4 protein-coding genes and 1 pseudogene are annotated in these 4,264 nt (G+C 72.3%); 1 reads left to right on the top strand and 4 read right to left on the bottom strand.

Annotated elements, in window-relative coordinates:
- The 3 genes from G4D87_RS34240 to G4D87_RS34230 all read right to left on the bottom strand — a co-directional run.
- Nucleotides 1–782, bottom strand: a 782-nt coding sequence (locus G4D87_RS34240; protein WP_176412152.1) for a hypothetical protein, incomplete at its 3' end; no start/stop codon positions are given.
- 28 nt (nt 783–810) lie between these two features.
- On the bottom strand, nt 811–1,857 hold the full coding sequence (mnmA, locus tag G4D87_RS34235; RefSeq protein WP_163786875.1) for a tRNA 2-thiouridine(34) synthase MnmA: 1,047 nt from the start codon (nt 1,855–1,857) through the stop codon (nt 811–813).
- A gap of 97 nt (nt 1,858–1,954) precedes the next feature.
- On the bottom strand, nt 1,955–3,223 hold the full coding sequence (locus G4D87_RS34230; RefSeq protein WP_163786874.1) for a CCA tRNA nucleotidyltransferase: 1,269 nt from the start codon (nt 3,221–3,223) through the stop codon (nt 1,955–1,957).
- Between the two features lie 152 nt (nt 3,224–3,375).
- Between G4D87_RS34230 and G4D87_RS34225 the strand changes: the two are divergent.
- Nucleotides 3,376–4,083: pseudogene (locus G4D87_RS34225) on the top strand (AfsR/SARP family transcriptional regulator); the annotation flags it as partial.
- Here G4D87_RS34225 and G4D87_RS40315 read toward each other — a convergent pair.
- Nucleotides 4,026–4,241: a hypothetical protein gene (locus tag G4D87_RS40315; RefSeq protein WP_371928642.1), complete on the bottom strand. Its 216-nt coding sequence runs from the start codon at nt 4,239–4,241 to the stop codon at nt 4,026–4,028. The pseudogene G4D87_RS34225 and the gene G4D87_RS40315 overlap by 58 nt on opposite strands.
- Nucleotides 4,242–4,264: the final 23 nt, after the last annotated feature.

Below are 4,264 nucleotides of genomic sequence, written 5' to 3'. Positions count from 1 at the left end.
CACCGCAGCCGGATGTCCGCGGGCCCTTCGACTTCAATTTCACGCCCCTGCTGCGTGCGCAGGACGACCTCCGCGCCGTCGGGCACCACCAGTCGCACCGTGCGGCCCAGGGGCACCTCGCCCCCTTCCAGCAGCACGGCGGAGGCCAGGTCGTCCGTCTCCGCCACGATGAAGCCGTCCTCCACGGTGGCCACCAGCCCGCCCTCGCCCAGGTTGCCGGCGTGGATGTGAGGCACGCGGGGGCGCAGTGGCGGAGGCGGCAGCGGCTTGCGAGGGCCATCGCGCGGCGGTTCGTCGGTGGCCTTGCTGGGCGACAGCCCGTTGGGCGTGAAGAAGGCGGCGAAGTAGCCGTTGGCGTTGTACGGGTCCTCCTGCTGGGCGCTCGCGGGCGTCACCTGCACCTGGGTGTAGCGCGCGGCGATGATGCGCAGCGGGCGCGGCGCCTCCTGGAGCTCGCCCTCCACGAGGTGGCGGGACGGCAGGTTGACGCCATGGAGCTTCGCCTCGTCCGCGTCGCCCACCTCCAGCGTGTCGCCCTTCTCCAGGAAGCGCAGGCCCCCGCCGAAGAACTCCAGCACCGCGGGGCCGGTGGCCTTCAGCTCGTCATGCCCCAGCAGCTGCGAGCCGACGGCGATGGGCCGCCACTGCTTGCCCTCCGCGCGCAGCACCGGCGCACCGGCAGCGAGCAGCCCCGCGACGGGTTTGTCCGAGCGCTCCTTGCAGCCCGCGGCCACGAAGACGGTGACGACCGCTATCAGACATCCCACGAGGCGCTGCGCCATGTGCCGCACCCTCCGAGGCACTGCGGGGTCAGACAATCCAACCACCGCCGAGCACGCGGTCCTGATGGTAGACCACCGCGGCCTGCCCGGGGGTGACGGCGCGCGCGGGCGCGTCCAGCTTCACGGAGACGAGCCCGTGCGGCGAGACGTGTACCCGCCCCTGCGCGCCCGAGTGGCGATGCCGGATGCGGACCTCCACCGGCTGACTGGCCGGAGGCGGCCCGTCCACCCAGTGGGGCTGGAGCAGACCGAAGTTGTCGCGGCCGGTGCCCTCGGCGGGGCCCACCACCACGCGCTGCGTCTCCGGCTCCAGCCGGTGGACGTAGCGAACCTCGCCGCCCCCCAGGTTGAGCCCCTTGCGCTGGCCCACGGTGTAGCGGTGGATGCCCTGGTGGGTGCCGAGCACGTTGCCCTCGGTGTCCACGATGTCTCCGGCCGGCTGCGGCCCGGCGACCTTCTCCACGAAGCCCGCGTAGTCGCCGTCCGGCACGAAGCAGATCTCCATGCTCTCCGGCTTCTGGCTGGTGACCAGGCCGTGCCGCTCCGCGACGGCGCGGACCTCCGCCTTCGTCATGCCGCCCACGGGGAAGAGGATGTCGCGCAGCTCGTCCTGGCCGAGCGTGAAGAGGAAGTAGCTCTGGTCCTTGGCGGCGTCGACGGCGCGGCGCAGGACGAAGCGGCCGTCCACCTCCTCCACGCGGGCGTAGTGCCCCGTGGCCAGCCGGGCGCCGAGCGCGCGGGCGCGCTTGAGGAGGAAGTTGAACTTCACGTCCCGGTTGCAGGCGACGCAGGGGATGGGCGTGCGCCCGCCCAGGTACGACTGGACGAAGGGGTTGATGACCCGGTCCTGGAAGATCTCCTCCGCGTTGGCCACGTAGAAGGGAATCCCCAGCGTCTGGGCCACGGCCCGCGCGTCATCGATGTCATCCGGGCTGCAGCAGCTCCCGCAGGTCGCCTTGCCCTCGTAGGACCAGACGCGCAGGGTGATACCGATGACCTCGTGGCCCTGCTCCTTGAGCAGGGCGGCCGCGGCCGAGGAATCCACCCCGCCGCTCATCGCAACGACGACTCGCATGGTGCTCCTTCCTACACGCCCGCGCGTCCGGGCGCACGCGGGGAGGACGCGGGGGGCGTCCTTTCCCGACACCCGTCACGCCGCGCGGCCCGCCGGCTCAGCGAGCAGCCTGCGCGTGCCACGCCTGCAACCGCTGCCGCAGGGCGTCGGCCGTGTTCAGGGCCGGCTCATCCAGGACGGACTCGACGAGGAACCGGGTGGCCTCGCCCACGATGGCGGACGGCCCCACGCCCAGGGCGGCCATGATGTCGCCTCCCGTCAGCGCCAGGTCCTTCGCCGTCAACGGAGGCTTCGCGGCGGCGAGCGCCTCCACGCGAGCGATGAGCGCCTCCACCTCCTGAAGCGCCTCCGGCTGGCGGACCCCGACCCGGGCGCGGACGACCGCCGCCCACAGCGGAAGCCGCGGCGGTCCCAGGCGGGCCAGGAGCCGGCGAAGCGCGGCGTCCGGCGCCCCCACCCGCGTCTCCGCCTTCGCGTGCTCGACGAGCAGCGCCACCAGGTCCGCCACCTTGTTGGGGAACTTCAGCCGCAGGCCGATGTCGCGCGCCTGGGCGCGGTCCACCAGGTCGGCCAGCAGCACCGCGACCCGGACCTCCACCTCCAGCGGCGAAGCCTGCACCGCGGCCCGGACGGTCGCGGCGACCGGGGCGTCCGCGCGCGCCAGCTCCGGGAGGAACACGTCCAGGAGCCCGGTGTCCGCGAGCAGGTGCAGGCCGCGCTCCGCACGGGGTGACAGGAGCAGCTTCACCAGCTCCTCTCGCACCCGCTCCAGCGCGACCTTGCGGAAGACGCCGAGCGTGGCGGGGATGGCGTCCCGGGTGGCGGCATCGAGCGAAAAGCCGAGCACCGCGGCGAAGCGCACGGCGCGCAGGGGGCGCAGGCCGTCCTCGGAGAAGCGCTCCAGCGCGGAGCCCACGCAGCGGATGCGCTGCGCCTGGAGGTCCGCCTGTCCACCAAACGGGTCCACCAGCTCGCGGTCCAACGGGTTGTACGCCATCGCGTTGATGGTGAAGTCGCGCCGGGACAGGTCCTTGACGATGTCGCGCTCGAAGGCCACCGAGCTGGGCCGGCGGCCGTCGAGGTAGTCCCCCTCCGAGCGGAACGTCGTCACCTCCACGTGCGTGCCGTTCTGGAGGACGGTGACGGTGCCGTGCTGGATGCCCGTGGGGATGACCTTGCGGAAGGCGCCCTGGACTTCTTGTGGCAGCGCGCTGGTGGCCACGTCGAAGTCCTTGGGATGGACCTGGCGCACCATGTCCCGGACGCAGCCGCCCACCAGGTAGACGGCGTGGCCCAGCTCGCGCAGCCGCGCGATGACGTCCAGAACGGGCTGGGGGATGTCTGCGTTGTGGAGGTTCGCGATCATGACTGCCGGGGCCAGGACGACATGCCCGCGGGCCCAGGGACGCGTTGTACCGGCCAGCCTCCCGCGGTCCAAGCCCCGAGACGGGTGGCGCCGCACACAGACAATTCAAAGAAAGCAATTTATCCCAAGACCAACTTCCGGCACTGTTCCGTATGTTCGATATGGGGTCGAACAGGCCGGAAGTGGAGTCACATGACGGAGTCGCCCAGGTGAAGCTGCCGGGGTGGGGCGCTCGAGTCCTGGGCCATGCCCACCTGGAAGGACCCGACGGACAATGCGTGAGGCTGGACCGCCGAGCCGCCACCCTCCTGGCCTACCTGGGCATGGAGGGCCCCGCGTCGAAGGCCGCCGTGTCGAACCTGCTCTGGCCGGACTCGCCGCCCGCCGCCGTGCGCAACAACATGCGCCAGTTGCTGCGCCGGCTCCGGCTGAGCTGCGGGGGCACGGACCTGGTGGACGGGGACTCCCAACGGCTGAGCCTGTCGCCAGACGTCACGCTGGACCTCGCGCGACTGAAGTGCGCCGCGGGCAAGCCCCTGCCCCCCGAGGTCCTCCAGGCGCTGCTGCGGGGCACCGACGTGGGCCTGCTGACGGGGGTGGGCTTCGACGACTGCGACGAGCTGGCACGGTGGCTGGACGGGGCCCGCGCCGCCGTCGAGGGCTGGGTGCGCAACGCCCGCGAGGCCGAAGTCCAACGCCGCATGGACGCGAGGGACTGGCCCACCGCGTTGGCCCTGGCCCAGGCCTGGGTGCGGCAGGAGCCGGAGTCCGAGCAGGCCGGCCGTCACCTCATCCGCCTGCACTACCTTCGGGGTGACCGGGGCGCGGCGCTCGCGGCCTTCGAGCGGCTGCGCAGCACGCTGTCACACGACCTGGGCGTCTCTCCCATGCAGGAGACGCTCACCCTGGTGCGCGACATCGAAAAGGGTGCGGCGTGGACCGCGTCCCCCTCCAGGAGCCCGGTGTCCGCGAGCAGGTGCAGGCCGCGCTCCGCACGGGGTGACAGGAGCAGCTTCACCAGCTCCTCTCGCACCCGCTCNA

Source organism: Myxococcus vastator (assembly GCF_010894475.1).
Taxonomy (GTDB): Bacteria; Myxococcota; Myxococcia; order Myxococcales; family Myxococcaceae; genus Myxococcus; species Myxococcus vastator.
This window is presented reverse-complemented; position numbering and strand designations above follow the sequence as displayed.

Bases quoted from the DNA above. Each gene is read 5' to 3' on its own strand.
- G4D87_RS34230 (WP_163786874.1), bottom strand. From the start codon at position 3,223: ATGATCGCGAACCTCCACAACGCAGACATCCCCCAGCCCGTTCTGGAC.
- mnmA (WP_163786875.1), bottom strand. From the start codon at position 1,857: ATGCGAGTCGTCGTTGCGATGAGCGGCGGGGTGGATTCCTCGGCCGCG.